At 70.4% G+C, this 25,457-nt stretch carries 26 protein-coding genes; 11 read left to right on the top strand and 15 right to left on the bottom strand.

Annotation, left to right across the window (positions count from 1 at the left end; genetic code table 11):
• Nucleotides 1-97: 97 nt before the first annotated feature.
• A complete protein-coding gene (locus tag WG212_RS13760) occupies nucleotides 98-1,033 on the bottom strand; it encodes a ribose-phosphate pyrophosphokinase (protein WP_337187674.1) in 936 nt (311 codons plus the stop codon).
• Nucleotides 1,034-1,181: 148 nt separating this feature from the next.
• Between WG212_RS13760 and ybaL the strand changes: the two genes are divergently transcribed.
• A complete protein-coding gene (ybaL, locus tag WG212_RS13755; protein ID WP_337187673.1) occupies nucleotides 1,182-3,137 on the top strand; it encodes a YbaL family putative K(+) efflux transporter in 1,956 nt (651 codons plus the stop codon).
• Nucleotides 3,138-3,144: 7 nt separating this feature from the next.
• On the opposite strand, the gene pgeF is transcribed toward ybaL, so the two are convergent.
• From pgeF to lgt, 3 genes are read right to left on the bottom strand one after another with little or no spacing between them, the layout of a single operon-like run.
• Nucleotides 3,145-3,912: a peptidoglycan editing factor PgeF gene (gene pgeF / locus WG212_RS13750; RefSeq protein ID WP_337187672.1), complete on the bottom strand. Its 768-nt coding sequence runs from the start codon at nucleotides 3,910-3,912 to the stop codon at nucleotides 3,145-3,147.
• 6 nt (nucleotides 3,913-3,918) lie between these two features.
• Nucleotides 3,919-4,974: an SAM-dependent methyltransferase gene (locus WG212_RS13745; RefSeq protein WP_337187671.1), complete on the bottom strand. Its 1,056-nt coding sequence runs from the start codon at nucleotides 4,972-4,974 to the stop codon at nucleotides 3,919-3,921.
• Between the two features lie 20 nt (nucleotides 4,975-4,994).
• A complete protein-coding gene (gene lgt, locus WG212_RS13740; RefSeq protein WP_337187670.1) occupies nucleotides 4,995-5,891 on the bottom strand; it encodes a prolipoprotein diacylglyceryl transferase in 897 nt (298 codons plus the stop codon).
• A 118-nt stretch (nucleotides 5,892-6,009) separates the two neighbouring features.
• Here lgt and WG212_RS13735 point away from each other — a divergent pair, with 118 nt between their 5' ends.
• On the top strand, nucleotides 6,010-6,258 hold the full coding sequence (locus WG212_RS13735) for an accessory factor UbiK family protein (protein ID WP_337187669.1): 249 nt from the start codon (nucleotides 6,010-6,012) through the stop codon (nucleotides 6,256-6,258).
• Between the two features lie 140 nt (nucleotides 6,259-6,398).
• Nucleotides 6,399-6,902, top strand: coding sequence for a YbjN domain-containing protein (locus tag WG212_RS13730; protein ID WP_337187668.1), 504 nt, complete (start codon nucleotides 6,399-6,401; stop codon nucleotides 6,900-6,902).
• A 21-nt stretch (nucleotides 6,903-6,923) separates the two neighbouring features.
• Here WG212_RS13730 and WG212_RS13725 read toward each other — a convergent pair whose 3' ends face one another.
• A complete protein-coding gene (locus WG212_RS13725; RefSeq protein WP_337187667.1) occupies nucleotides 6,924-8,879 on the bottom strand; it encodes a S9 family peptidase in 1,956 nt (651 codons plus the stop codon).
• Between the two features lie 151 nt (nucleotides 8,880-9,030).
• Between WG212_RS13725 and proC the strand changes: the two genes are divergently transcribed.
• Nucleotides 9,031-9,828: a pyrroline-5-carboxylate reductase gene (gene proC / locus WG212_RS13720; protein ID WP_337187666.1), complete on the top strand. Its 798-nt coding sequence runs from the start codon at nucleotides 9,031-9,033 to the stop codon at nucleotides 9,826-9,828.
• An 18-nt stretch (nucleotides 9,829-9,846) separates the two neighbouring features.
• Here the strand turns inward: proC and WG212_RS13715 are convergent, their stop codons facing one another.
• The 3 genes from WG212_RS13715 to WG212_RS13705 all read right to left on the bottom strand — a co-directional run bounded on the left by WG212_RS13715 (nucleotide 9,847) and on the right by WG212_RS13705 (nucleotide 12,669).
• A complete protein-coding gene (locus WG212_RS13715) occupies nucleotides 9,847-10,272 on the bottom strand; it encodes a DUF2147 domain-containing protein (RefSeq protein ID WP_337187665.1) in 426 nt (141 codons plus the stop codon).
• A gap of 62 nt (nucleotides 10,273-10,334) precedes the next feature.
• Complete coding sequence (locus tag WG212_RS13710; RefSeq protein ID WP_337187664.1) at nucleotides 10,335-11,696, bottom strand: ATP-binding protein; 1,362 nt, start codon at nucleotides 11,694-11,696, stop codon at nucleotides 10,335-10,337.
• Nucleotides 11,697-11,961: 265 nt separating this feature from the next.
• Complete coding sequence (locus WG212_RS13705) at nucleotides 11,962-12,669, bottom strand: response regulator transcription factor (protein ID WP_337187663.1); 708 nt, start codon at nucleotides 12,667-12,669, stop codon at nucleotides 11,962-11,964.
• A 74-nt stretch (nucleotides 12,670-12,743) separates the two neighbouring features.
• Between WG212_RS13705 and WG212_RS13700 the strand changes: the two genes are divergently transcribed.
• From WG212_RS13700 to WG212_RS13690, 3 genes are all read left to right on the top strand, one after another.
• A complete protein-coding gene (locus tag WG212_RS13700) occupies nucleotides 12,744-13,631 on the top strand; it encodes a branched-chain amino acid aminotransferase (RefSeq protein ID WP_337187662.1) in 888 nt (295 codons plus the stop codon).
• 131 nt (nucleotides 13,632-13,762) lie between these two features.
• Nucleotides 13,763-14,143 carry a glycine zipper 2TM domain-containing protein gene (locus WG212_RS13695; RefSeq protein ID WP_337187661.1) on the top strand — a complete coding sequence of 127 codons (381 nt, stop codon included), beginning with the start codon at nucleotides 13,763-13,765 and terminating at the stop codon, nucleotides 14,141-14,143.
• A gap of 509 nt (nucleotides 14,144-14,652) precedes the next feature.
• Complete coding sequence (locus tag WG212_RS13690) at nucleotides 14,653-15,213, top strand: HNH endonuclease (RefSeq protein WP_337187660.1); 561 nt, start codon at nucleotides 14,653-14,655, stop codon at nucleotides 15,211-15,213.
• Between the two features lie 18 nt (nucleotides 15,214-15,231).
• On the opposite strand, the gene WG212_RS13685 is transcribed toward WG212_RS13690, so the two are convergent.
• Nucleotides 15,232-15,849 carry a TetR/AcrR family transcriptional regulator gene (locus WG212_RS13685; protein WP_337187659.1) on the bottom strand — a complete coding sequence of 206 codons (618 nt, stop codon included), beginning with the start codon at nucleotides 15,847-15,849 and terminating at the stop codon, nucleotides 15,232-15,234.
• Between the two features lie 142 nt (nucleotides 15,850-15,991).
• On the opposite strand from WG212_RS13685, the gene WG212_RS13680 reads away from it, so the two are divergent.
• Together WG212_RS13680 and WG212_RS13675 are read left to right on the top strand one after the other, a co-directional pair.
• A complete protein-coding gene (locus tag WG212_RS13680) occupies nucleotides 15,992-16,894 on the top strand; it encodes a haloalkane dehalogenase (RefSeq protein ID WP_337187658.1) in 903 nt (300 codons plus the stop codon).
• 26 nt (nucleotides 16,895-16,920) lie between these two features.
• Entirely contained in the window at nucleotides 16,921-17,340 is a 420-nt protein-coding gene (locus WG212_RS13675; RefSeq protein ID WP_337187657.1) for a DUF1330 domain-containing protein, read from the top strand.
• A gap of 56 nt (nucleotides 17,341-17,396) precedes the next feature.
• Here the strand turns inward: WG212_RS13675 and WG212_RS13670 are convergent, their stop codons facing one another.
• The 5 genes from WG212_RS13670 to WG212_RS13650 all read right to left on the bottom strand — a co-directional run bounded on the left by WG212_RS13670 (nucleotide 17,397) and on the right by WG212_RS13650 (nucleotide 22,813).
• Complete coding sequence (locus WG212_RS13670; RefSeq protein WP_337187656.1) at nucleotides 17,397-17,828, bottom strand: hypothetical protein; 432 nt, start codon at nucleotides 17,826-17,828, stop codon at nucleotides 17,397-17,399.
• Nucleotides 17,825-18,826, bottom strand: coding sequence for an alpha/beta fold hydrolase (locus WG212_RS13665; RefSeq protein WP_337187655.1), 1,002 nt, complete (start codon nucleotides 18,824-18,826; stop codon nucleotides 17,825-17,827). Before WG212_RS13665 ends, WG212_RS13670 begins: the two co-directional genes overlap by 4 nt.
• A gap of 9 nt (nucleotides 18,827-18,835) precedes the next feature.
• The gene (locus tag WG212_RS13660) at nucleotides 18,836-20,515 is read right to left on the bottom strand and encodes a sulfatase-like hydrolase/transferase (RefSeq protein WP_337187654.1); all 1,680 of its coding nucleotides are present in this window, start codon (nucleotides 20,513-20,515) and stop codon (nucleotides 18,836-18,838) included.
• A gap of 94 nt (nucleotides 20,516-20,609) precedes the next feature.
• A complete protein-coding gene (locus WG212_RS13655; protein ID WP_337187653.1) occupies nucleotides 20,610-22,085 on the bottom strand; it encodes an ATP-binding protein in 1,476 nt (491 codons plus the stop codon).
• Nucleotides 22,082-22,813, bottom strand: coding sequence for a response regulator (locus tag WG212_RS13650; protein ID WP_337187652.1), 732 nt, complete (start codon nucleotides 22,811-22,813; stop codon nucleotides 22,082-22,084). The genes WG212_RS13655 and WG212_RS13650 overlap by 4 nt, the downstream gene beginning before the upstream one ends.
• A gap of 681 nt (nucleotides 22,814-23,494) precedes the next feature.
• On the opposite strand from WG212_RS13650, the gene WG212_RS13645 reads away from it, so the two are divergent.
• Both WG212_RS13645 and WG212_RS13640 read left to right on the top strand, forming a co-directional pair.
• Nucleotides 23,495-24,265, top strand: a complete 771-nt coding sequence (locus tag WG212_RS13645; protein ID WP_337187651.1) for a PEPxxWA-CTERM sorting domain-containing protein — start codon at nucleotides 23,495-23,497, stop codon at nucleotides 24,263-24,265.
• A gap of 100 nt (nucleotides 24,266-24,365) precedes the next feature.
• Entirely contained in the window at nucleotides 24,366-25,172 is an 807-nt protein-coding gene (locus WG212_RS13640) for a PEPxxWA-CTERM sorting domain-containing protein (protein ID WP_337187650.1), read from the top strand.
• Here the strand turns inward: WG212_RS13640 and WG212_RS13635 are convergent.
• Nucleotides 25,169-25,456 (bottom strand): hypothetical protein, encoded by a 288-nt coding sequence (locus WG212_RS13635; RefSeq protein WP_337187649.1) that lies wholly within the window; start codon nucleotides 25,454-25,456, stop codon nucleotides 25,169-25,171. The genes WG212_RS13640 and WG212_RS13635 overlap by 4 nt on opposite strands.
• Nucleotide 25,457: the final 1 nt, after the last annotated feature.

The raw sequence follows: 25,457 nt of genomic DNA, 5'->3' as shown, positions 1-25,457 counted from the left end.
TCTTGCGAGTGGTGAGTTGATGAAATCCCGCCCCCCGAAGGCGGTCCTGGCTTAGCTGCTTCGGGCGCTTCGCGGCAAGCGTGGCCGGGTTCTGACGTCAGTCGAACAGTTTCGACACGCTCTCTTCGTTGGCGATGCGGCGGATCGCCTCGCCGATCAGGCTGGCGCAGCTCACATAGCGGATCTTGCCGCCGTCGCCGGCGCGCTCGGGCGCGGCGATCGAATCGGTCATGACCAGCTCCTTCAGCACCGACGCCTCCACGCGCTCGACCGCTGCGCCCGACAGGACGCCGTGGGTGACGTAGGCCGACACCTCGGCGGCGCCGGCGTCGACCAGCGCCTGGGCCGCGTTGCAGAGCGTGCCCCCGCCGTCGATCATGTCGTCGAACAGGATGCAGCGGCGGCCCGACACGTCGCCGATGATGTTGGCGACCTCGGACTTGCCCGGCCCCGAGCGCCGCTTGTCGACGATGGCCAGTTCGGTGTCCAGGCGACTGGCGACGGCCAGGGCGCGGACCACGCCGCCCACGTCGGGCGAGACCACCAGCAGGTCGCGCCAGCGCTCGTAGTTCTCCTTGATGTCGGCGGCCAGCAGCGGCGCCGACAGCAGGTTGTCGGTCGGGATGTCGAAGAAGCCCTGGATCTGGCCCGAGTGCAGATCCATCGTCAGCACACGGTCGGCGCCGGCCCGGGTGATGAGGTTGGCGACGAGTTTCGCCGAGATGGGCGTGCGGCCGCCGGTCTTCCGATCCTGGCGAGCATAGCCGAAGTAGGGCGTGACCGCCGTGATCCGCCGGGCCGACGCGCGCTTCAGCGCGTCGACGCACACCAGCAGCTCCATGAGGTGGTCGTTGGCCGGATAGCTGGTCGACTGGAGGATGAAGACGTCTTCGCCCCGGACGTTCTCGTCGATGGTGACCCAGACCTCGTTGTCGGCGAACCGCTTCACCTGGGCCCGGCAGAGGGGAACGTCCAGGTGGTTGGCCACCGCCTGCGCCAGCGTGCGATTGGAGTTGCCGGCGAGCAGCTTCATCGGAGCCTCGAATGTGCGGTGACGGCGCGCTTTTAGCAGGCGCGCGGCTGGGGGCAAGGCCGGATCACACCGGCTCTATTGGCGTCGGGGCCCTGCAACGGCTATGCGGGAGATCGACGCCGCGTCCGACGCCCGCCCCCGGAGCCGAATGCCCCACCATACGCCGCTGATCGCCACCATCGTCGCCGGCCTGTCGATCGCGTTCGCGCTCGGCGCCCTGGCGCATCGGCTGCGGATTTCGCCCTTGGTGGGGTATCTTCTGGCGGGCGTCCTGGTGGGACCGTTCACCCCGGGCTTCGTCGCCGACCAGAGCCTGGCGACGGAACTGGCCGAGATCGGCGTGATCCTGCTGATGTTCGGGGTCGGCCTCCACTTCTCGCTCAAGGACCTGCTGTCGGTCCGGGCGATCGCGATCCCCGGCGCCCTGGGCCAGATGGCGGCGGCGACGCTGCTGGGCATGGGGCTGGCCTATTTCATGGGCTGGAGCCTCGTGGCGGGCCTGGTGTTCGGGCTGGCGCTGTCGGTGGCCAGCACCGTGGTGCTGCTGCGCGCGCTGCAGGAGCGGCGGATCATCCAGACCGACCGGGGCCGGATCGCCGTGGGGTGGCTCATCGTCGAGGACCTGGCGATGGTCCTGGCCCTGGTGCTCCTGCCGGCCCTGGCCGGGGCGCTGACGGCGTCCGAGTCGGCTCCGGACCCCGTCCAGGGCTGGGTCATCCCGCTGGGGGTCACCATCGGCAAGGTCCTGGCCTTCGTGGCCTTCATGCTGATCGTGGGGCGGCGGGTGATCCCGTGGATCCTGCACTGGGTCGCGCACACGGGCTCGCGGGAGCTGTTCCGCCTCGCGGTCTTCGCGATCGCGCTGGGCGTGGCGTTCGGGGCCGCGACGCTGTTCGACGTCTCGTTCGCCCTGGGCGCCTTCTTCGCCGGCATGATCCTGGCCGAATCCGAACTCAGCCAGCAGGCCGCCGAGGAGACGCTGCCCCTGCGCGACGCCTTCGCGGTGCTGTTCTTCGTCTCGGTGGGGATGCTGTTCAACCCGTCGGTGCTGCTGGAGCAGTTCTGGCCGCTGCTGGCCACCGTCCTGATCATCGTGGTGGGCAAGTCGGCGGCGGCCTACTGGATCGTGCGGGCGTTCCGGCACAATAGCCAGACGGCGCTCACCATCGCCGCGTCCCTGGCCCAGATCGGGGAATTCTCGTTCATCCTCGCCGGCCTGGGCGTGGGCCTCAACCTGCTGCCCGAAAGCGGCCGGGACCTCATCCTGGGCGGGGCGATCATCTCGATCCTGCTGAACCCGCTGATCTTCGCCGTGATCACGCGCTCGCGCTCGAAGATCGTCGCCGTGGAGGCGGGGGCGCCCCAGCCGGCCAACGACTTCCTGCCCACCGCGCTGACCGAGCACGACATCGTCGTGGGATTCGGCCGCGTGGGCGCCGCCCTGGCCGAGGGGCTGGAGACGGCGGGGCGGCCCTTCCTGGTGCTGGAACTGGACGAGGTGGCCCGCAAGCGCGCCAAGGAGAAGGGCTTCGAGGTCCTGGCCGGCAACGCCGCCGACCCGCGGGTCCTGGCCGCGGCCGGCATCGCCAGCGCCCGGCGGATGATCGTGACCGTGCCCAACGGCTTCGAGGCCGGGGGCATCGTGCAGGAAGCCCGGAAGGTGAAGCCTGATATCGAGATCATCGCCCGCGCGCACTCGGACGCCGAGATGGAGCACCTGACGAAGCTGGGCTGCGACATGCCGATTTCGGGCGAACGGGAGCTGGCGGCCGCGATGCTGGGCCGGTTGCGGCCGGCGCGCGAGCCGGCGGGCGAGACGGCTCTGGCCGGCCCGGCGGTGACGCCGGAGGGGCGGCCGATCCTGAGCGATGCGGAATGGGCGCTGCTGTCCAGCGCGCGCCTGGACGGATTGTCGGCCGGCCAGCCGGTGCCGCGGGCGACGCTGTTCGAGGGCGCGGAACGGGTCGGACGCTTCGACGAAGCGCAGCTCGCCGACGCCGTGGCCGGGCTGGCGGCCAAGAGCCTGCTGCGCGCGTTCGGCGACGGCAGCGTCGAGCTGACCCGCTCGGGCATGCTCCTGGCCGCCCGCGCCCCGGTCTACTGAGCGCGGCTCACGCCGCGAGGACGATGGCCGACAGCAGCCGGCCGTAGTCGGGCTCTCCCGCCTTGAAGGCGCGCCGGTTCGAGAAGAACAGGTCGGGCTCGGCGCAGGTGTCGTGGCCAATCCATTCGCAGTCCTCGACGCCCGCGGCCCGCAGCCGCGCCAGCACGAACGCCGGCAGGTCGAACTGCCGCTTGTCGGCCGCGACGCCCGGCGAAAAGAAGCGCGCATGGTCCGGGTCCGCCTCGAGGAAGCGCGCCTCGTACTCCAGGCCGACCTCGTAGGAGGCCGGGCCGATGCAGGGGCCGACAGCGGCGGCGATGCGATCGCGCCGGGCGCCCAGCGCCTCCATCCGATCCAGAGCCGCCTCGACGACCCCGGTCAGGGCGCCCTTCCAGCCCGCGTGGGCCGCGCCGACGACCCGCGCCTGCGGGTCGGCCAGCAGGATGGGGGCGCAGTCGGCGGCCAGCGCGCCGCAGACGATCCCCGGCGTCGCGGTCGCCACCGCGTCGCCTTCGCCGGGCCGGTCGGCCCACGGCCCCGACACCGCGAAGGCCGTGGCGGAATGGACCTGATAGGCGGTGACCAGCGTCCCGCCCAGGTGCTCGGCCGCGCGGCGGCGGTTCTCGGCGACGGCGTGGGGATCGTCGCTGGAGCCCACGCCCACGTTGAGGCTGGCGTATATCCCCTGCGAGACGCCGCCCTGGCGCGTGAAGAAGGCGTGGCGGACGCCCGGCAGGACCAGGCGCGGCGAGGTGAGGACGGGCAGGGCGGACATCGGACCTCAGTCCTCCTCGAAGGCCGGCGGGCGCCAGCCCGGCGAATGCAGGCAGCACACCTTGAAGAGATCCCCCATCTGGTCGGCGCCAACCAGCCGGTTGAGCTGGCGGCCGATCACCGCGGCCTTGTCGGGCCGGGCGCGCAGCAGGGCTTCCGCGCGCTCGCCGATGCCCATGCGGGCGAGGAACCGCGCCTGGCTCTGGATGGCGGCGGCCGCGCCCGCGCGCCCGGCCGCCGCCATCACGGCGGGGAAATCGGCATGGACGGTGAGGTCGGCCTCGCCCGGGCAGGCCAGCGGGTCGGTCCGCTCGTGCCGCCGCAGGGCCTGGAGCGTGTCGCCGAAGCCGGGCGTATCCCGGCCGTAGTCGATGAGCAGCGCCGCCCCCCGGTCGCGCGCGAGCCGCCCGCCCAGGGCCGAGCCCAGGGCCTCCTGCGCCGCCGAGACTTCCAGCACGGCCCCCTCGCGGGCGTCGGGCAGGCCTCCAGGGGCCGGGACGCGGGCGAACGTCAGGGCGCCGTCGCGATCCAGCCCCACGACCTGTTCCGTCCAGCCCAGCGGCCCCCGTACGAACTGCCGCGCCGGGAGGCAGTCGAGAAGCTCGTTGGCCACCAGGATCAAGGGGCGCCCGCCCGGGACCTCGTCGAGCGAACCCGCCCAGCGGACCCGCGGGCCGGGCCGTTCGCCCAGCCGCTCGCGCTGCCGGGCCCGCAGCGGCCCCGAGGTTTCGACCAGCCAGACCTCGGCGGCGTCCAGGAACCCCGGCGCCGCGCGGGCGGCGCGCAGGAGGTCGTCCATGAGCGTTCCGTCGCCTGGGCCCATCTCGACCAGGACGATGTCCCTCGGTTCGCCCAGGAGGCTCCAGGCCAGCGCCGACCAGACGCCGATCAGTTCCCCGAACATCTGGCTGACGAGGGGCGCGGTCACGAAGTCGCCGGCCTCGCCCAGGGCCGGGCGCGTCGCGTAGTAGCCGCCCCGGGGATCGTGCAGGCAGGCGGTCATGTACTGGGCGATCGTGAGCGGCCCGTCCTGGGCGATCTGGGCCGCCAGACGCTCGCGCAAGGGAAGGTCCCGTCGCGGGTTCACGCCGGCTGATCGGCCCTGCCCGCGGGCAGGGCGGCGGCCGGCAGCGCCGGGGGCAGGGGCTCGCGCATTCCGCGCCAGATGAGCCAGAGGCCGCCCAGCACCATCGGGATCGACAGGATCATGCCCATCGTCAGGCCCAGCGGCAGATTCTCGAGGCCGGCGTCGGGCTCGCGCACCGTCTCGATGGCGATGCGGAAGACCCCGTAGAACAGGACGAAGATGCCCGCCACCACGCCGCGCCGGTTCCCGAGCTTCGCGCCGTGGGTCGCCCAGCGCAGGATCAGGAACAGGATCAGGCCCTCGAACAGCGCCTCGTAGAGCTGACTCGGATGACGCGCGACCATGCCGGCCGGGCAGTAGCCGAAGTCCTTCTGGATCTGGTCGTTGCAGAAGACCACCGCCCAGGGCAGGTCGGGCGCCGGCCGGCCCCACAGCTCGCCGTTGATGAAGTTGGCGCAGCGTCCGAGGAAGTGGCCGATCGGATACGCGGGCGCCACCACGTCGGCGATCCGCAGCAGGTCCAGCCGGTTGCGCCAGGCGAACAGCACCATGGCGATCGTCACGCCGATGGCGCCGCCGTGGAAGCTCATCCCCCCCTCCCAGACGCGGAGGATGCTGAGGGGATCGGCCGCGACGTCGGAGAGGGGCTGGTAGAACAGCACATGCCCCATCCGGCCGCCGCCGATGACGCCGAGCGCGATCCAGAGCACCAGGTCGTCCATCTGCTCGGAGGTGAGCGGGGCGGGACGGTGCGTCCACAATGCGGGGTTTCGAAGCAGGCCCACCGCATAGCGCCAGCCCAGCAGGATGCCCGCCACATAGGCCAGGGCGTACCAGCGTATGGCGAAGGGGCCGAGCTGGACGAGGACCGGATCGATCTCGGGGAAAGGCACTTGGCGGCGGCTCCAGCGTTCTCACCCAGCGACTTAGACGAGAAGGCCTTCGCTTTCATCCCCCGAGCGCCCATATATGCGAGGCTGGCGGGCCCTTCCCGCGGAACGAAGACCTGAGATGCAGACCCAGAATCCGATCCTCGACGAGATTTCCAAGCTGACCACCGCCGCCATGGGACTGGCCCAGGCCGCGGGCGAGGAGGCCAAGGCCGCCTTCCGCAGCCAGACCGATCGTCTGGTGGCCGAGATGGACCTCGTGCGGCGCGAGGACTTCGATGCGCTCAGGGCCGAAGTCGCCGCGCTGCGGGCCGAAATCGACGTCCTCAAGGCCGCCAAACCCACCCGCAAGGCGCCCAAGGCGCCTTGAGTGCGATTCGCGTCACGCGAAAGCTGTTCGCGCGACGGAAGAACGCAGTGACACTCTCATTCAGAAACGGTTTAGGTTCGATATTGCGGACGATTCGGGGGCGGCGCTCTGCTCCCCGTCCGAGTCGAAAGGGGTCTTGAATGGACACCTCGCAGACCGACGAAAGCGTCGTCCTGACGAATGATCCGCTCGACGTGGTCGAGAACGTGCTCACCGCCGAGAACCTTCCGTTCGACCGGACGGAGGACGGCGATCTCGCGTTCAGCCTCGCGGGCGACTGGAAGGACTACGAGCTCTGGTTCGCGTGGCGGCCCGAGGGCGATACGCTCCAGCTCTGCCTCTCGATGGACCTCGCGGTGCCGCGTGCACAGTGCCAGACCGCCCAGGAACTCATCGCGACGATCAACCCCCGCGTGTGGCTCGGGCACTTCGAGCTCTGGGACGAGGGCGAGGTCGTCTTCCGCCACGGCATGGCGCTGATGAGCGGCGAGCAACCCAGCCTGGCCCAGGCGGCGGCGATGATCGACGTGGCGGTGGAGGCGGCGGACCGCTTCTTCCCGGCCTTCGATTTCCTCCTGCGCGGCGCCAAGACGCCTCAGGAAGCCATCGCGGCCTGCATGTTCGAGACCGTCGGCGAGGCCTGATCGCCGGGCCGTTCCGCCGCCCTACTCCAGGCCGAGCACCTTCCTGAGGAACTGGACCTCGACGGCGCGCACGGCCTCCTGGTTGGCCTTCTTCTGGATGCCGTGCCCCTCGTCGTGGGCGACCACGTACCAGACCTCGGTTCCTTGTGCGCGCAGGCGGGCGACCATCTGGTCGGACTCCGACTTGGGCACGCGAGGGTCGTTGGCGCCCTGGAACACCATCATCGGCTTCGTCATCCGGTCGGCGTAGGCGGTGGGCGAGATCCTCTCGAACACGGCCCGCATCTTCGGATCGCGCTCGTCGCCGTATTCGGCCCGGCGCAGGTCGCGGCGGTAGCCCTCGGTGTTCTGTAGGAAGGTGATCCAGTTCGAGATGCCGTAGAGGTCGATGGCGCCGGCGATCCGCTGGCCATAGCGGCCCGCCACGGCCAGCACCATGTAGCCGCCGTACGACTGGCCGACCACGGCCACGCGGCCGGCGTCCAGGTCGGGCTGCTTGGCCACCCAGTCCAGCAGGGCGCCGATGTCCCGGACCGAGTCCTCGCGCTTCTCCGCGTTGTCCAGCCCGAGCCACGTCTTGCCGTATCCCGACGAGCCGCGGACGTTCGGGAAGATCACCGCCGCGCCCAGCTCGTTCACCCACGACTGGCGCCGGGGACTGAAGCTGGGCAGTTCCTGCGCCTCGGGGCCGCCGTGGATCTGGATCACCACCGGCAGCTTCGCGCCTGGTTCGGCGGCCGGCCGGTAGATGAAGGCCGGGATCTGGCGCCGGTCGAAGGTCGGGTAGCGGAACAGCGTGGGCTCCACGAGCTTCGCCGGGTCCAGGCCGCCCAGTTCGCTTTCGGTCCAGCGGGTCAGCCCGCCCGATCCGACGTCCCAGCTCCAGGCGTCGCCCGACCGGGTTGGCGTGGAGAGGCTGAAGCCGATCCGCGTTCCATCGGGCGAGAACTTCGCCGCCGTCAGCACCCCCTTGGGCAGATCCGGGCCGGGCAGGGTCCGGCCGGTCGTCACGTCGCGCAGCACCAGCCGGGAATAGCCATCCTCGTTCACCGTCACCGCGACGGTGCGGCCATCCGGGCTGAGATCGAACGCCTCGGCGCCCCAGGCGGGCCGGGGATCCAGGGCCCGCACCCGGCCTGAGGCCACGTCGATGACCACAGGCCGGGCGAACTCGGCGCCGTCGTCCGAGAGCGTCAGCACGGCGCGGCCGCCCTCCAGGAACGCGCCGCCTTCGTAGCCGATCTTGCGGCCCGTGGGGCCGATCGGGACCAGGGCGCCCGTCGCCACGTCCAGCACGAACAGCTCGACGTGGTTCGCCGCGTTGTAGCGCGACACCAGCACGCGGCTTCCGTCGGCAGTGATGTCGAGCGGCGCGACGGCGCCTCGGCCCTCGTGGATCACGCGGCGGCCTTCGGGCCGGGCGGGATCGGCCAGCAGGATGTCGTAGTCGGGATCGCCGGGCGTCACCTGGCTCCACGCCACCGCGCGGCCGTCCTTGCGGAACACGAAGGCCTGGTTCCGCGTCCCGGGCGCGGTGAGCTGTATCTCGCGCCCGGAGAGGTCGCGCAGGAAGGCCTGGTAGTATTCGGCCCCGCCGACGTCGCGCGGATAGAGGTAGCGGCCGTCGCCGCCCGGCACAGCCCGGGCGGTGTTGATGGGCTCGCCGAAGAAGGTGAGCTGGGTGCGCGCGCCCAGGGGGCTGGCGACACGGTGGATCTGGTTGGTGTCGCCGAAGCGGGTGGAGACCAGCATCGAGCCGTCGGGCAGCCAGTCGCGGAACACCGCCGCGCGGGCGCTGTAGTAGGGCGCGATCGCCGCCTGGAGCCCCGCGGGCATGGGCGGGACGCCCTCGTAGACGATGGCGCCAGCCTCGCGCCGCTCGACCTGGGCTGCGGCCGGTCCGCAGGCGGCCAGGGCCAGGCTCAGGGAAAAGGCCGCGGCGAGGGCGGGACCGGCGGGGAGAGGGCGCAGGGTCATTCGAAGTCCAGGTCCGGCGTGAACGGGCCGGCGAGGCAAGCGCGGCCGGGCGGCGGCGTCAATCGGGACGCGTCGCGCATCCGGGTTTTTGCCGTTCGGGGTCTTGCATGCGGGGTTTTGCCGTCCGCAGCCCTCGGCTAAGCGTTGGGCGATGAGCACACCGATCCTGATGCTGGGCGCCGGGCGCATGGGCGGGGCGATGATCGAGGGCTGGCTGGCCGCCGGCGCCTTCGACGGCCGCGAACTGATGGTCCGCGATCCCCATCCCGGTTCCGTGGCCGAGCGGGCTGCGCGCGCCGGGGCGCTGGTGAACCCGCCCGACGCCGACCTGGCGCGCGCCAGCACGGTCGTGCTGTCGGTGAAGCCGCAGGTCTGGCGCGACGTGGCGGCCGAGACGGCCGCCTGGCTGGGCTCGGGCGCGGTGGTGGTCTCCATCTGCGCCGGCGTGCGCTCGGGCGACATCGCCAAGGCGTTCGGCGGGCGCCCCGTCGCGCGGGTCATGCCCACCACGGCCGCCGCCATCGGCCAGGGCACGGCCAGCCTGTTCGCCGACGACCCGGCGGCGCGGGCGCGGGCGCGGGCGCTGTTCGAGCCGCTGGGCGCGGTGGTCGACCTGCACGACGAGAGCCTGATGCACGCGGCGACCGCGGTGTCGGGTTCGGCGCCGGCCTACCTCTACGCCTTCATCGAGGCCCTGGAGGCTGCCGGCGCGGCCGGCGGGCTCGCGCCCGAGGATGCGAAGCGGCTGGCGCGCTCCACCCTGACGGGGGCCGCAGCGCTATTGTCGCACACGGGCGAGGACCCGGCCGAGCTGCGCCGGCAGGTGACCTCTCCCGGCGGCACCACCCAGGCGGCGCTCGAGGTCCTGATGGGCGAGGAAGGCCTTCCCGGCCTGCTGGAAGACGCGGTGGCTGCCGCCGTCCGCCGCTCGAAGGAGCTGGGCGGCTGAGGGAGGGGCCGCGCCCGCTTAGCTCCGTCGCCAGGTCTGGGCCTGGCAGACCATGAGGACGCAGCCTTCCACCTTCAGCGTGCCGTTGGGGTTGACCGAGAGCTTGCTGTCGTAGGTCCTGCCGCTGTTGGGGTCGTAGATCTTCCCGCCCGTCCAGCGGCCGGGGCCGGCGGCCTTGAAGTCGCGGATCATCGGCAGTCCGAGGATCGGCCGCGTCTTGAGCGTCGGGTCGGGGTTGTTCTGGTCGGTCGCCTTGGCGTCGGCGGGGTTCTTGAGCCAGGAAATGGCGCCGCACACCCGGTCGGCCTTCCCCGGGCAGGGGGCGATCCGGATCTTGCCGGAGCCGTCCGGCGTGAGCCACTCGCCGTGGACGGGGTCGGCGGCGGCCGAACCCGCCGTCAGGGTCAGGGCGGCTATGGCGACGGCGGCGATGCGCATGAACATGTTCCCCCTCGATGTCTTGCCGGCCACGCTGAGCCGGACGCCTGAACCGCGCGTGAACGCCGTCATCCCGGCAGCCGGATCACGGCGCGCAGCCCGCCCAGGGGCGAGCGGTCCAGCACGATGTCGCCGCCGTGGCCGCGGGCCACGTCGCGGGCGATGGCCAGGCCCAGGCCCACGCCCTTGGTGTTCTGGTTGCGGGCCTCGTCCAGCCGGGCGAAGGCCTTGAACGCCTCCTCATGGCGTTCGGCCGGGATGCCGGGTCCGTCGTCGTCCACCGTGATCTCGATTCCGCCGCCGGCGCGTTCCGCCGTGACGACGAGATGTTCGCCGTGGGCCGCGGCGTTCATCACCAGGTTCGACAGCGCCCGCTTCAGCGCGTTGGGCCGTGCGGTGGCGGACAGGTCCGGATCGGCCTCGACGCGGACCTGGGCGCCCAGGCGGCGGGCGCCTTCGCTCACCGTCTGAATCAGCGGCAGCAGCTTCACCGACTCGGCGGCTTCTCCGCCTTCGCCGCGGGCGAAGGCGAGGTATTCGTCGATCATGTGCTCCATCTCGGCGAGGTCGCGTTTCATGTCGGCGTTGCGGCTGCTGGGCTCGGCGAGCGCCAGGGCCAGCTTCAGGCGGGTCAGGGGCGTGCGCAGGTCGTGGCTGACCGAGGCGAGCAGGGCGGTGCGCTGCTCGATATGGCGCTGGATGCGCGCGCGCATGTCGAGGAAGGCCGTGGCCGCGCGCCGCACCTCGCGGGCGCCGTGCGGCTTGAAGGCCGGCGCGTCGGCGCCGCGCCCGAAGGCCTCGGCGGCGTTGGCCAGGCGCTCGATGGCGCGCACCTGGTTGCGGATGAAGAGGATCGCCACGGCGGTCAGCATCACCGTGGCGACGGCCAGCCACAGGACGAAGATGTGGCCCTGGGTGGCGAAGGCCCGCTCCCGCGGGGCCAGTACGCGCATCACCCCGCCGGGCACGTCCACCCGGATGTCGACGTAGGCCGGGTAGCGGGTGGTGTCGAACCAGAAGGGATCGTCCAGCCGCCCGGACAGGGCGCGGTCCAGCGAACGGTCGATGGGGGCGAAGAAGGGCTCGATGATCACCGGCGGGTCGCGGCGCTTGGCGGGGAGCTGGCGGCCGGGCTGCAGGGCGATGGAAAGGCCCAGGGACTCCTCCGCGCGCTGGGAAAGCCGGGCGAAGTTCCCGGGGCCGGGATCGTCCTTGTAGCTCTCCACGGCCCAGGCGATGTCGCCGGCCAGCCCTTCCGACAGGCGATGGGTCACCGTCTGCCAGTGGGCGTCGAAGAAGACGTAGGTGACCGCCACCTGCATCAGGGCCACCGGCAGCACGATGATCAGCAGCGAGCGCGCGAAGAGCGTCGCCGGCAGCCGCCGCTTCAGCCACCGGACGAGCACGCGGAAGGAGGAGGGGAGCTTCACCTTCCGAGCCCTCCACACTTCCCTTCCCACGCCGTGGGAAGGGGGGACCGCTCGCCCAAGAGCGCGCGGTGGGAAGGGCAAGCGGCCAGCGGGGCGGGTCGATCCGCACAGGGGCTCATCGGATCAGGCCGATGCTCGGCGCTTGAGGCTTGCCCTCTCCACCACGCGCTCGGAGCTTGTCCTCGGGTCGGCCTTCGGCCGAGCCCGGGGCGCGCGCGGTCCCCCTCTCCCGCTTCGCGGGAAAGGAAAGTGGCCATCACCCCCATCAGTCCGGCGCCAGACGGTAGCCGACGCCGCGAACGGTCTGGAGGTAGCGCGGCGTCTTGGGGTCGTCCTCGATCTTGCGGCGCAGGCGGGTGACCTGCACGTCGACGGCCCGGCCCGAGGGGTCCACCGAGTCCCTGGCCAGTTCCAGCCGGTCCACCGCTTCGTGCGGGGTGCGGGCGAGCTGACGCAGCAGCGCCACTTCGGCCTCGGTCAGGCGCACAGGCTCGCCCGAGCACGTGAGTTCGCCGCGCTCGGCGTCGAAGGCGCAACGGCCCAGAGACAGCTCCCCCCCCGGCTGGGACCGGTCCTGGGTGCGGCGCAGGATGGCCTCGATCCGCAGCAGGAGCTCCTCCGGCTCGAACGGCTTGCCCAGGTAGTCGTCGGCGCCCAGCCTCAGCCCCTCGATCCGGTCTCCCGCCTCGGTCTTCGCCGTCAGCATCAGCACCGGCGTGCGGCCCGGGGCGCCGCGCTGATCCCGCAGCCAGCGGGTGAGGGAATAGCCGTCCTCGCCGGGCATCATCACGTCGAAGACCGCGAGGTCGAAGTCCAGGGCGCCGATCAGCCGGCGCGCCGGCGCGCCGCCGGCCGCCGCCGTCACCCGGAAGCCGGCGCGGGTCAGGTATTCCTTCAGGAGGTCGCGGATGCGGTCGTCGTCGTCGACGATCAGCAGGTGCCGCGTGCGGGCAGGCGCGTCGGAGAGGCTCATCCGGCGTCCAATTCGTTTGACGCCGGGCTTCGCGACAGGTTCAAGAGGCGCATTCGAAAGGAGGCTTTCCCCTCATGTCCCTGGTTCCCTTCGACGATCGCGACGGCTGGATCTGGCTGGACGGCCAGTTCGTACCCTGGCGCGAGGCGAAGGTGCATGTCCTGACCCACGGCCTGCACTATGCGTCGGCCGTGTTCGAGGGCGAGCGGATGTACGGGGGCGAGATCTTCGAGCTGACGGCGCATACCGAGCGTCTCTTCAAGTCCGCCGAGATCCTGGACTTCGAGATTCCGTTCACGGTGGCGCAGATCGACCAGGCCTGCAAGGACACCTGCGCGAAGAACGGCCTGACCGACGCCTACGTCCGCCCGATCGCCTGGCGCGGGACCGAGATGATCGGCGTCTCGGCGCAGAACACGAAGATCCATGTCGCCATCGCGGTGTGGGAATGGCCGTCCTACTTCTCGCCCGAGGAGAAGGCCAGGGGCATCCGCCTGACCTGGGCCAAGTACAAGCGGCCCAGCCCCGAGACCGAGCCGGTCCACGCCAAGGCCACCGGCCTCTACATGATCTGCACCATCTCCAAGCACGCCGCGGAGAAGGACGGGTACACCGACGCCATGATGCTCGACTATCGCGGCTACATCGCCGAGAGCACGGGCTCGAACGTCTTCTTCGTGAAGGACGGGGTGATCCATACGCCGACGCCGGACTGCTTCCTGAACGGCATCACCCGCCAGACGGTGATCGGGCTGGCGAAGCAGAAGGGCATCGAGGTGGTCGAGCGCCACATCCAGCCCGAGGAGCTGGCCGGATTCACCGAGTGCTTCGTCGTGGGCACGGCCGCCGAGGTTACGCCCGTGGCCGAGATCGGCGAGTATCGCTTCACGCCCGCGGCCCTGTCTCTGGGGCTGATGGACGACTACGCCCGCCTGGTGCGGCGCGAGCTGGTCCCGGCCTGAGGGCGACGCCGAACCTGTCGCCAAGCTGAACAAGGGACTCCGGGGTCGTTCAGGCCCAGGCCCCTAGGTTCGTCTCCACGATACGACGGACATGCGCCCCCGCAGGTCCGGCAAGGCAAGGAGAACGAGCCATGACGAACAAGCTGATCAAGACCGCGATGGTTCTCACGGCCGCGGGCGCCGTCGCCCTGCCGGCCTCGCAGGCGGCCGCCGCCTCGAAGGGCGAGAGCGCCCTGATCGGCGCGATCCTGGGCGGCGTCGCCGGCGCCGCCATCGGCAACGGCAAGACCGAGGGCGTGGTCCTGGGCGCCGTCGCCGGCGCGGCCGTCGGCGCGGCGGTGAACAAGGACAACGACCGGCGCCGGGATCGCTACGGCTACGGCTATCGCGACAGCCGGCCCTACTACGGCGACAGCCGCTACCAGGCCTACGACCGCGGCGGCTACGGCTATCGCCAGAACAGCTCCCGCTACGGCTACGACCGCTACGACAGCGGCTATCGCCGCCGCTGATCCCGACCCTTTGCACGCCGTCCAGGGCGCCGCGGAAGCGGCGCCCTTTCTCTTTGGGTTCGCGCCCATGCCGCCGGTCATGCGGAAACGCATAGCGATCAGGCGAAATCGCTGATCTATGCAGCGTTCAGATCGTGCTATCTAATCATTGTCCAGATTGGACGCGGGGCGGATCGGCCGCCCTGTCCCGGATTGGAGAGGAACGAGATGTCGACCCTGATGAACCGCCTGTTGGACACCGTCGTGTCATTTGCCTTCGTCGGCCTGGCGCTGACCGTCGCCGGCGCGACCGCCGTCATCGGCGCCTGAGCTCCATGCGCCGCATCGCGCGCCTCGCCTGGAAGCAAGGGCGAGGCGCCTGCGGGCTCTCGGCCCCGCCGTCGTAGAGTTGTCTCCGAATCGGACCTATATTTTCTCCAGTCACGTCGATTTCTTTGCCGTCTGGAGGTGCGTCTTCAGTCCAAAGTTGCGCGTCATAGCCGCCCTCGAGCGTCTGCGGAGGGCCTGTCATGCAGGTGCTTAAGGCTCCGCCCTCAGGCTGGCCCTGCCTCGTCCTGAACGCCGATTTCAGGCCCTTGTCCTACTATCCGCTGTCGTTGTGGCCCTGGCAGGAGGTCATCAAGGCGGTGTTCCTGGATCGCGTCGACGTGGTCTCGACCTACGATCAGGAGGTCCATTCCCCCTCGTTGGCGATGAAGCTGCCCAGCGTGGTGTCGCTGAAGCAGTATGTGGCCCAGGACCGGCCGCCCGCCTTCACGCGCTTCAACGTCTTCCTGCGCGACAGCTTCACCTGCCAGTACTGCTCGGCCGACTCGGACCTCACGTTCGACCATGTGATCCCCCGCTCGCGCGGCGGCCGCACGACCTGGGAGAACATCGTCGCCGCCTGCGCGCGCTGCAACCTGACCAAGGGCGGACGCATGCCGCACGAGGCCCACATGCACCCGCGGCTGAAGCCGCGCCGCCCCAGCGCCTACGAACTCCAGGAACGCGGCCGCCGTTTCCCGCCGCACCACCTGCACGAGAGCTGGCTGGACTACCTCTACTGGGACATCGAGCTGGAGGCCTGAAGCGGGCCGCAGACAGCCTCAGGCCAGCAGGCGGCGGACCACGGCCTCGACCACGGCCTGGGTGCGCTTGGGCGTCAGCCCCTGTTCGCGGCGCAGGCGTGACCAGGTCTCGAAGCTGAGGGCGAGGTCCAGCGCTTCCAGGGTGTCGCGATCGCGGCGCACCGGCGCCGGAAGTTCGGCTTCGAGCCGCTCGCGCAGCTCCACGACCAGGCTGTTGTAGTCGGTGCCCAGGAACTTGGAGCGGTGGCGGAAGGCGTCGCCCGCCCGCTTGAAGGGGGCCATCTTCTCGTAGGCGCGGATGCGGCGCCCGGCCATCTCGAGCACGCGCCCCTGCCAGTCCTGGGCGGCGAGGGGGCCCAGGAAATCACCGCGGACCTCCTTCGCGATCACGGCCGAGATCTCGCGGTACAGGCTGTCCATGTCCTGGAAGTGACGGAAGACCGTGCGCAGGCCCACCTCGGCGCGGCTCGCGACCTGCTCGGCGCTGGGGGCCACTTCGCCGGAATGGACGATCTCCATCATCGCCCGGACGATCTTCGCGCGGTTGTCCTGACCCCGCCGCCGGCGGCCGTCGGAATGGTCGGCGGGGATGCCTTCGGAACCGGGCGTGAGGCCGGGAGCGGATGTCATGACCATGATCTGCCCGCCTTGCCGCCCCCTGTCGAGACCGAGGCGTCCGCGTCGTCGGCCATTCGCACCCGATCTCCGCTTGTAGTGACAGCTATAGTGTCACTATATGGCGCGGTACGGAGCATGACGAGAGGGTCGAGGAGAGGACATGGAGGTTCTGCGCACGCCGGACGCCCGGTTCGAGGGGCTGCCGGACTGGCCCTATGAGCCCCGCTACAGCGAAGTGAGGGATGCGGACGGCGCGCGCCTGCGGCTGCACTACGCGGACGAAGGCCCGCGCGACGGCGCGCCCGTCCTGCTGATGCACGGCGAACCCTCGTGGGCGTACCTCTACCGCCACATCATCCGGGGTCTGGCCGAGAAGGGTCATCGGGCCATCGCGCCCGACCTGATCGGCTTCGGCCGGTCGGACAAGCCCGCCCGACGCACCGACTACACCTACGAACGCCACGTGACCTGGATGAGCGACTGGTTCCGGGCGATGGACCTGAAGGACGTCACGCTCTTCTGCCAGGACTGGGGTGGCCTGATCGGCCTCCGCCTCGTGGCGGCCTTTCCCGAACGCTTCGCGGGCGTGGTGGTGGCCAACACCGGCCTGCCGATCGGCTCGGGCATGACCGAAGGCTTCAAGTCGTGGCTGGAGCTGAGCCAGACCATTCCGGTCATGCCGATCGGCGGCCTGATCAACATGGGGTCCGCCCGGGCGCTCACCGACGCCGAGGTCGCGGCCTATGACGCGCCGTTCCCGGATGACACCTACAAGGAAGGCGCCCGGCAGTTTCCGACCCTGGTTCCGGTGACGCCCGAGCATGCCTCGGTCGAGGAGAACCGCGCGGCCTGGAAGGCGCTGGAGGCGTTCCGGAAACCCTTCCTCACGGCGTTCAGCGACGGCGACCCCATCACACAGGGCGGCGAGGCGCTGTTCCAGGCGCGGGTGCCGGGCGCGAAGGATCAGCCGCACACCATGCTGCACGGCGGCCATTTCCTGCAGGAGGACAGCCCCGGGCCGATCGTCGAGATCCTCGACGCCATGATCCGCCGCCGGGCCTGATGGACGAGTTGGAGGGAGGAGAAGCCATGAAGGTCGTCAATGCGGTCCATCCGGAGCCGAAGCAGGCGATGCAGTTCTTCGCCGGTCCCGAGGACGGGCCGTTCGTGATGGTCAACCTTTTGAAGTTCAAGGAGAAGGCCGAGTATCCGGACGGTTCGGATTCGCATCTGACCGGCCTGGACGCCTACAACCGCTACGCCGCCGAAGTGCGCAAGCTGGTCGAAGGCCTGGGGGGGCGGATCCGCTTCAACGGCTTCGTCACCGGCCTGCTGCTGGGCGAGGTGGAGGAACTCTGGGACGCCGTCGGCCTCGCGGAATATCCGTCGCTGAAGGCCTTCCAGGCCATGGCCATGTCGCCCGAGATGCAGGCCATCGACCATCACCGCAAGGCGGGGTTGGCGGGCCAGCTCAACATCAAGACCAAGCCGGGCGTCGGCTTCGAATAGCGGGGGGCGGAGACGCGTGGGCGCGCGGGGGGCGCGTCCACGCGTCACGACGTGCGTCAGGCCGCTCGCCTCCGCAGGGCGATGGCCAGGAAGATGAGCGCCAGCGCTGCGGTCGCCGGGCTGGCGTAGTGTTCGGGCGGGTGATGCTGGCCACCCGGTTTCAGGACCCAGGCGTGGAGGGTCATCAGTGTGCGCTCCACGGCCAGCAGCAGAAGGAACAGCGGCGTGAGCGCCCGATAGCGCAGGGCCACGGCCGCCATCGCCAGGCCGAAGGCGATCTGGGTCGAGCCCTGCCAGGCGAAGATGCTGATCACCAGGTCGCGCCGGTCGCCCAGGTCCAGCCCGGCGATCGCTTCGGCGCCGCCGTCCGGCAGGAAGCTGTGGATCGCGCCGGGCCCGATGGAGAAGACGGCGCAGACGCCGAGGAAGATCGAGGCTGCACGGCTGGCCGACCTGTCGGCCGGGCTGGGGGGTGGAAACAGCCTCACGGCGTCGTGCGCTCCAGCACGATCTCCGCGATACGCCGCCCGTGCGTGTCCTGCAGGAAGTGGCCGGCGTCGGGCAGCAGGTCGAAGGTCGCCTGAGGATAGTGCGCCGCCCACGCGCGCCCCCAGGCTTCGGTGAAGGTCTTGTCGGCGCCGCCCCACACGAAATGGATCGGCTTGCGCCAGCGCAGGAGCGTTTCGAAGTGGCGCGCCTGATCCTCGGCGGCCCCGCCCGCGGGGTTGTCGAAGGGCAGGCTGAGGGGGAACCGGCGAGGGCCGGCGTGGCCGGGTCGGCCCAGTCCTGCGAAGGGCGCGTCATAGCCCCGTCGCGCCTGATCGCCCGTCTCGGACAGCGCCGGATATGCGCCCGTCTGGGCGATGCCATAGAGGTCGCGTGCGGCCATGTGGCCGAGGCTGATCATCATGAACCAGCCCAGACTGACCCGTTCGGGCACGTTCTCGGCGAAGAAGCCGCCGGGCCGCCATATCTCGTTCCAGCGCAGGAGTTCCGGCTCGTAGGCGTAGCCGTGGTGGTGCAGCCAGGTGTTCATCACCACGAGCCGGGAGAACCTCTCAGGCTTCTCCGCCGCCTGGGCCAGTCCGATGGGGCCGCCCCAATCCTGGCAGAAGAGGGTGATGTCCGTGAGGCCCAGGCCGTCGATCAGGGCCGTATGCGCCGCCCGATGGCGGCGGATGGAGTACCATCCGTCGTCCACGGGTTTGTCCGACCGGCCGAAGCCGATGTGGTCGGCCGCCACGCATCGCCAGCCGGCTTCGACCAGACGGGCGATGATATGCCGGTTCAGATAGCTCCACGTCGGCATGCCGTGCATCAGCAGGGCGAGGGGACCGTCGCGCGGCCCCTCGTCGACGTAGTGCATCCTCAGGCCCTCGAACTCGACGTAGTTCGGGGCGTAGGGATAGTCGGGCAGATCGGCGAAGCTCTCCTCAGGCGACCTGAGGAACGCCACGCCGTCCGCCGTGGTCAGCGGCCGCAGCATGACGGGGCCTCAGTTGTCCCAGAGGATGTACTCGTCGTTCTCGCCGTAGGGCGACCCGCCGACGCGATCCACATAGACGGCTCCCTGGAGCAGAGACGGCCACATCGACTTCGCCATCTCGGCTTCCCGGGCCTTGAGCAGCCCCAGCATCTGCTGGACGCGCGCCGGCTCCGACGCCGCCAGATCCTTCTTCTCGGTGGGGTCTTCGGCCAGGTTGAAGAGCCAGACCTTGTCGTTGCGGTCGCCGTTGAGCTGCAGCTTCCAGTCGCCGTCGCGGATCGCGCGGTACTGGCCCGAGCGCCAGAACAGCGTCTGGTGGGGTCGGCCCTGGGCGCGGCCCTGGACGAACGGAAGCAGGTCGACGCCGTCGATCGTGCGGTCGCTCGGCGCCTGTCCGCCGCCGGCCGCGACGGTGGTCGAGAACAGGTCCACGTGCGCTACCGGGTAGGGGAAACGCGCGCCCGCGGGGATCGCCGCCGGCCAGCGCATGAAGTACGGCGTACGGATGCCGCCTTCGAAGAACGTCGACTTGAAGCCGCGGAACGGCGCGTTGACGCCCTCGATCCCGATATAGCCCGCGCCACCGTTGTCGGAGGTGAAGATCACCAGGGTGTTCTGGTCGAGACCCTCGTCCTTCAGCGCCTGGAGGATGCGGCCGATGTTGTCGTCGAGGTTCTTGATCATGGCGCCATAGACCCGCTCGCGATGCAGCGAGATCGAGGGCAGGGCGTCATAGTCCGACTTCTTGGCCTGCAGGGGCGTGTGCGGCGCGTTGGGCGCCCAGTACATGAAGAACGGCCGGTTCCTGTTCGCCTTGATGGCGGCGATCGCCTCGTCGGCCAGGTAGTCCGTCATATAGCCGCGCGGCTCGAACATCGGGCTGCCGTTGTACTGGACGCCGTACGGCAGGTTCGGCCACAGGAACTTGTCGATGGGGTCCCAGTCCTGCTTGGCGTTGACGACGTCGGGATCCTTCTCGGGAAGGAACATCGATCCGCCCGAGATGAAGCCCAGGCTTTCGTCGAAGCCCTGTTCCTCGGGGCGCGATCCCTTCTCGCCGCCCAGGTGCCACTTGCCGAGGTGGATCGTGTGGTAGCCGCGCGTCTTCAGGGCCTCGGCGATCGTGATCTCGCTGGTGGGCACGCTCAGCATGTTGGACGCACTGCGGCTGTCGTCCTTGCCGCCCGAGGGCATGTCCTTGACGCGGTCCTGGAAGAACCGCGGCTTCACGGGCGAACCGGGCTCGGGATTGGTGCCGACCATGCGCTGGAAGGCGATGGGGGCCGGGGTGAACTCGAAGCCGAAGCGCGTCGCATATCGGCCGGTCATGAGCGCGGCGCGCGACGGGGCGCAGGTGGCGTTGCCGGTGTAGCCCTGTTCGAAGGTGACGCCTTCCCGGGCGATGGAGTCGATATGCGGCGTCTGCACCGCGCCGTTGCCGACGCCGCCGTGCAGCGAGATGTCGTTGTAGCCCAGGTCGTCGACCAGGATCAGGATGACGTTCGGCGGCCGTTCGCCCGTGGGCGGCTGGGCCGGGCCCTGCGCCCAGGTCACCGGCCGGTTCGGCTCGACGGGGGGCATCCGGGACTTGGCGACCATCGACAGGATCGTGGTCCGGTTCATGTAGGCCAGGCCCCCGGCCGCCACCAGTGCGACCGCGCCGGCCGCAAGCCATGTCCTCAGTCTCACGTGACGTCCTCCCAACCCGTTCCTGATCGTTGGGATGGGTTATATAGTGACATTGAGCATGTCGCTAGACGGCCTGGGCGCGATCGGGCCCGGATCAGGCGAGCGGCAGCGTGACGCGGGCGACGAGGCCGCCTTCGGGTCGCGCGGACAGGGTGACGTCGCCGCCGTGCGCCCGCGCGGTCGAGCGGGCGATGGGCAGGCCCAGCCCGATACCGCCGGCGTCGAGATTGCGCGACGTGTCGGTGCGGTAGAACGGCGCGAACGCCCGCTCGAGGTCCTCGGGGGACAGGCCGGGTCCTGTGTCGGCGATCTCCACCACCGCGTGGCCGTCGACGCGCGCGACGCTGAGGCGCGCCTGGCCGCCGTACTTCACGGCGTTCTCCACGAGGTTCACGAACAGGCGCTGGAGCGCGACGGCGTCGCCCTCGACCGTCACGGGCTCGGCGTCGTCCGGTCCGCTGTCGGCCAGTTCGACGTCCCACCCCATCATCGCGGCGTCGTCGGCGACGACCTCCACCACCGACAGCAGGTCCAGAGGTTCGCGCCGGCGCGGGGCCCCCTCGTCGCGGATGAAGGTCAGCACACCCTGGATCATCTGCTCCATCTGGCCCACGTCGGCCAGGACTCCCTGGCGGACGTCGGGGGGTGCGCGCTCCAGCTTGAAGCGGATGCGGGCGAGGGGCGTGCGCAGGTCGTGGCTGATCGCGCCGACCATCGCCGTGCGGTCGTCGATGAACCGCCGAAGGCGGGCCTGCATGTCGTTGAAGGCGTCGGCCGCCGCTCCGATCTCGGCCGGTCCCGAAAGGGTCATCTGCGGCGCCAGGGGGTCGCGTCCCAGGCGCTCCGCGGCCTGGCCGAACCGCTTCAGCGGCGCCGTGATCCGGCGCGCGAAGAGCAGGCCCGCCGGCGCCACGACGGCGAATCCGGCCGCCAGCACCAGGAAGAGGCGCCGCTGCCACTCGGTGGGGAAGGGTTCGGGAGAGGTCCGGACCACCGTCCAGCGTCCGTCGGGCCGGCGCAGAGCAGCCTTGAAGTCGCCCATCACCAGCTCTCGGGCGCCGTGCCCCCGTTCGCCGGCGGGCGGGATCGGCCCAGACGGCCGATCCTGACGGGATCCTCCGACCGGCGGTCCGTCGGGAGGAGGGGACGGCGGGGCGGGCGGGGGCCCGTCCCGCCCACCGTGCGGAGGCAGGGCCTGGCGCATGCCGCGCTCGGGTTGCAGCAGCCGTTCGAACCGTCCCGGCAGGCGTGGGGCGAAACGCACGTCGGCCCGCGGACGCCCCAGTTCGGCGGCGAGCGCCTCGGCCGCCCACGCCCGGCGGCGCGACATGGGCCGGACCTCGGGGGGCGTGTCGACGACCTCGCGCAGGAGAGGGCGCCCCAGCCGGGCTTCGAGGGCGCCGCCGTTCAGCGCCTCGGCGATCTCGGCGATCCGGTACAGCGGCGGACGGGGCGGCGGCAGGAGGGCCACGGCGGCGAAGACCACGAGATGGGTCGCCACCAGGCAGGCGCCGATCAGGGCCACGAGCTGCAGGCCGATGCTGACCCGCAGGCGGCGGGGCGGGCTCATGGCCGGGTCACGGCGACGTCGAACATGTAGCCCGCGCCCCGGACCGTCTTGATGATCTCGCCGTCGCTGCAGGCGTGGAGCTTTCGGCGCAGCCGGCTGATCTGGACGTCGACCGCCCGGTCGAAGACGTCGACCTCCTCGCCGCGGGCGATGTCGAGAAGCTGGTCTCGCGAGAGGATCCGCTGAGGATGGTCGAGGAAGGCGGACAGCAACGAATATTCGCCGGACGTCAGCAGGATGGTGGCGCCGTTGGGCGCGCGGAGCTGGCGGCGCAGGGCGTCGACGGTGAAGCCCTGGAACCGATAGGCCTTGCCCCGCTTGGGCGCGCCGCCGCGCACTTCGTCAAGGCGCCGGAACACCGCGCGCACGCGCGCGAGCAGTTCGCGCGGGCTGCACGGCTTGGCTAGATAGTCGTCGGCGCCCAGTTCCAGGCCCAGCACACGGTCGATCTCCTCGCCCATGGCGCTGACCATGATGATGGCCGGGCCGCCCTCGGCCGCCAGGCGGCGGCAGATGGACAGTCCGTCCTCGCCGGGCAGCATCACGTCGAGCACGACGAGGTCGATCGGCGCCGATTCCAGCGCCCGGTCCATCGTCCGCGCGTCCGCGGCGGCGTGGACCTGGTAGCCGTGCTCCGCCAGGTAGTCGACGATCTGTCCCCGCAGGTCGGTATCGTCGTCGACCACCAGGATATGGCGGGCCGTCAGGGCGGGGGATTCTGCCGTCATGCTGGGCCTCTCGGCGCGGACTGTGGCGCCGTCATCACGACTTCGCCACATTCGCATCGCCGCGGCGGCCGTCAGCCGGGTTCATGGCCGGGGGTCCGGAGGCTGGGCGGCGGATCGCATCGTGGGCGAACTCCTTCCTTGTCGTGTCCGCCAGGATTCCACGGGTGCGGCTGCGGGTGATGGCGGCGCGCGCGTCATCCCTGAAATCTCGCTGCAAGGCGGTGAGCCGGTATCGCGGCAAGGCGCGTGCGCCGCTCTCGCCCGCCGCTCGACGCGAGGGTCACATTGCGCCTGTGTTTCGAAAACGGCGGCGGCCGCCTCAGTTCCGCGCGTATCGGTCACGCTTGCGCCCTATGTCCGCCGCATCCGGCGTCGAATGTAGGGACGTCGGCGGCGGGTTTTCCTCCCCCACACCCGGTCCCCGACCCCGCCGGCCGTCTCTCCCGACGGCCTCCGGAACGCGGCTCCCCCAGTCCTTCCCCCCAACCTGGGGGAGCCGCAGACCGCTCTCTCCATATTTCCCGGCCCCCATTTTCTCGGCACAGGCGAGTCCTATTGCCAAGGTTAATTTCCGACCTAACGGTGGTTTGTACGGGCGTAGGCCGGAGACGGCGCTTCGCCTTTCGGGGAGAACGGGAAAGACACGGGGGTAGAGATACGGTGCTTCATTTCTTTGGAAACATGACTCGCGGGCTGACGTCCGGGGGGACGAAGGTCGCGGTGGGGGCGGCGGCCGTGGCTGCGGGCCTTGCCTTCGCGCCGATGGCCCAGGCGGCCACCTACATCATGCAGAACGGGACGATGGACAGCCCGCGCACCCTGAACATCGCCGGCATCGGCAATGTGAAGGCCACGCCGGTCCAGTTCGACGGCTATATCGACGACGTGGTGGATCAGCCCTTCGACAACCTCGTCGCCTTCTGCGTCGACGTCTATCACGCGATCACGCTGACGGACTACGACCCCGACCTCAAGTACACCGACACCATTCCGCTCACGACCGACTCTCAGTGGGACGGCTCGCCCAAGGTCCTGACCAACCAGGAGATCCTCCAGATCGGGCGGCTGGTGAACTACGGCACCAACGTCTTCTACAACGCGCCGGGCGGCGCGGCCCGCTACGACGAACTGGCCGCGGTCCAGGGCGCGATCTGGCAGGTGGTGTCGGGCCTCAACGTCACCAGCACCAACGCGACGCTGAACACCCGCATCGATAACCTGGCCGGGCTGAGCTACATGAGCTTCTTCAACACCGGCTATGGCCATGTCCACAGCGGCATCAAGTTCCTGACGCCGTTCACCGACAGCCGGGTCTATCCCGACAAGAAGCTGACCCAGGCGTTCGCCATCGCCGCGGTGCCCGAGCCCGCGGCGTGGGTGATGATGATCGGCGGCTTTGCCTGCGCCGGCGCCATGCTGCGCCGCTCGCGCCGCCAGGCCTTCGCGGCCTGAACAGGTATCCCTCGCAGACGGGACGCGTCACGCGCCCCGTCTGCGAGGGTTGGCCCGCTTCCTGCTCCTGCCGGCGAAAACCGACGGCAGGAGCTTCGAAGTGTCCCGTTTCAATGCAGTCCAGTCCGCCTCGCTCGCCCTGAAGGGCGCGCTGCCGGCGCTGGCTTTCGCCTGCACCATGGCGATGAGCGCGCCGGCGCAATCGGCGGAGTATTTCCTGCAGTCCGCCACGATGGACAAGTCACGGACCGCGACGATCAGCGGGCCGGGCCTGAATCAGACCGTCTACATGGCGCCGCTGTACTTCACCGCCTACGAGGGCACGGCGGCCGTCGGCGATTCGTTCAACTTCGTCGGCTTCTGCGTGGACATCTTCCACTCGATCAGCACCGGCACGCTGAACCTCAAGTACGATGACGAGAACGCCCTCGAGACGGATTCGAAATACCTGACGTCGACGCCGTTCGCCGGCGGCACGCCGCTGAGCGACCAGCAAGTGCTCCAGGTCGGCCGGCTCGTGAACTACGGTACGCTCGTCTACGATCAGGCGGCGTCCAGCACGAGCAAGATCAACACCTTGGCCGCGCTCCAGGGCGCGATCTGGCGCGTCATCAATCCGGGCTACACCGTCACCAGCGGCAACGGTGCGGTGAACAGCCTGATGGGCGACTTCGCCTCGGCGAACTACATGGACTACCTGACGGGCTACGGCCACGTGAACAGCGGCATCACCTTCATCTCCGAGACCGGCAAGTACGGGACGAAGGGCGCCCACCAGAGCTTCGCCATCGCCGCAGTGCCGGAGCCGGCGACCTGGGCGCTGTTGATCGGCGGCTTCGGCATGGCCGGGGCGATGCTGCGTCGCGCCCGTCGCCAGCAACCGGCCCTGGCGCTGGTCCGGGCCTAGCGGAAGACGTGGATTCCGCCGGCGCCCCCACCCGGGGCCTCGGCGAGTCCGCGGATCTCCAGGGCCGCCTGGCGGGCGCCGCATACGCAGCGCAGACGGTGCTCCAGATCCTGGAGCGTCTGGCGGCTCAGGCCCTGGTCCAGCCAGGGGCTGGGATCGACCACCGCTTCGCGCCCGCAACCGCAGCGCGCCCAGAGGCTGGACCGCGCCGCCGTGGCCCAGCCCAGGCGCGCCTCGCCCACCGTCCAGTCACGGCTGAATTGCTGTCGGCTTCCGTCCGCCATG

This window comes from Phenylobacterium sp. (genome assembly GCF_037189685.1).
GTDB lineage: Bacteria > Pseudomonadota > Alphaproteobacteria > Caulobacterales > Caulobacteraceae > Phenylobacterium.
Note: the sequence above shows the minus strand (reverse complement) of the source record. Positions and strands in the feature narration are given on the sequence as shown.